Here is a 1,466-nt window from a genome sequence, read left to right on the forward strand (position 1 = left end):
TGTTTTCGGTGGTGAACCCTCCGATCACCCACACCATCTGGGCAGAACAGCGCCGCTTGGGTGAAGTGGACCGGATTTGGGTGCCGCTGGAGGAGATCGCTCCGGTTCTGGCGCGCTCGGTGGTGGCCGCCGAGGATGCGCAGTTCTGCCGTCACTGGGGGTTCGATGCCCGCGCTATCCAGGCGGCGATTGAGGCAGGCGGTGCCCGCGGCGGTTCTACCATTTCGCAGCAGGTGGTCAAAAACGTGTTCCTGTGGCAAGGCCGCAGCTGGCCGCGCAAGGTGCTGGAGACGCTGCTGACTCCGGCGGTGGAGATTGTCTGGAGCAAACGGCGGATTCTTGAGGTTTACCTGAACGTCTCGGAAATGGACGAGGGCGTGTTTGGCGCCGAAGCTGCGGCGCGCAAATACTTCGGTGTTGGCCCGGATCAGTTGAGTGCGCGTCAGGCAGCGCTGATTGCCGCTGTGCTGCCCAATCCCAAAGACCGCTCAGCCCGCCGGCCCAGCGGTTTCGTGCAGCGCCGCGCCGCACAGATCGCCGATGGGGCGGCCACCATTCGCGCAGACGGGCGGGCGGCCTGTTTCGAGGATTGAATCTTTCCTGCTGGCGGGGCATTGCTGGGCCATCCGCTGTAAGTTTTTTGGAGACCCTCTGTAGCCATGGCGCGCCTTTATCATGTTCCCCTGTCCCCGTTTTGCCGCAAGGTGCGGTTGTCATTGGCGGAAAAGAAAATTGAGGTGGAATTGGTCGAGGAGCGCTATTGGGAGCAGGATGCTGATTTCCTGCGCCGGAACCCGGCGGCAAAGATCCCGGTGATCCGACTGGATGGCAAGATGATGGCCGAAAGCGCGGCGATCTGCGAATACCTGGAAGAAACCCGGCCTGAGCCATGCCTAATGCCCCGCGATGCCGAAGGCCGCTATGAGATGCGCCGGCTGGTCAGCTGGTTCGATGACAAGTTCCACAGCGAGGTGACGTCGAAGCTGCTGTATGAGCGGGTGAACAAGAAAATCACCGGTGAGGGCTATCCTGACAGCCGCAATGTGAAAGCCGGCGCCAAGGCGATCAAATACCATCTGGATTACATGGCCTGGTTGCTGGACCACCGGCGCTGGCTGGCGGGCGATATGATGACGCTGGCGGATTTTGCCGCGGCTGCGCATCTGTCGTCGTTGGATTATATCTCGGATGTGGACTGGAACCGCTCGGCGGTGGTCAAGGACTGGTACGCCAAGATCAAGTCGCGGCCTGCTTTCCGGTCGATCCTGGCGGATCAGGTGCCGGGGTTCCGGCCGCCGCCGCATTACACTGATCTGGATTTCTGATATCAACGGGGCAAGGGGCGCTGCCCCTCTTGGGCCTTTGGCCCAATTCACCCCGAGGTATTTGGGACCAGAAAGAAGATGAGTGCAGCGCTGAAAGAACGGCTGGTGGCACAAGCACTGGCTGAGGGGTTTGTCTCCTGC

Annotated in this window: 2 protein-coding genes; both read left to right on the plus strand. The window is 61.3% G+C overall.

Going from position 1 to position 1,466, the window contains the following annotated elements:
• Nucleotides 1-593: monofunctional biosynthetic peptidoglycan transglycosylase (gene mtgA / locus A2I95_RS37445; RefSeq protein ID WP_291737521.1), on the plus strand; the 593-nt coding region annotated here is incomplete at its 5' end.
• A 66-nt stretch (nt 594-659) separates the two neighbouring features.
• Nucleotides 660-1,325, plus strand: coding sequence for a glutathione S-transferase family protein (locus A2I95_RS37450; protein WP_129372581.1), 666 nt, complete (start codon nt 660-662; stop codon nt 1,323-1,325).
• Nucleotides 1,326-1,466: the final 141 nt, after the last annotated feature.

The sequence above is a fragment of the Leisingera sp. F5 genome (genome assembly GCF_001593695.1).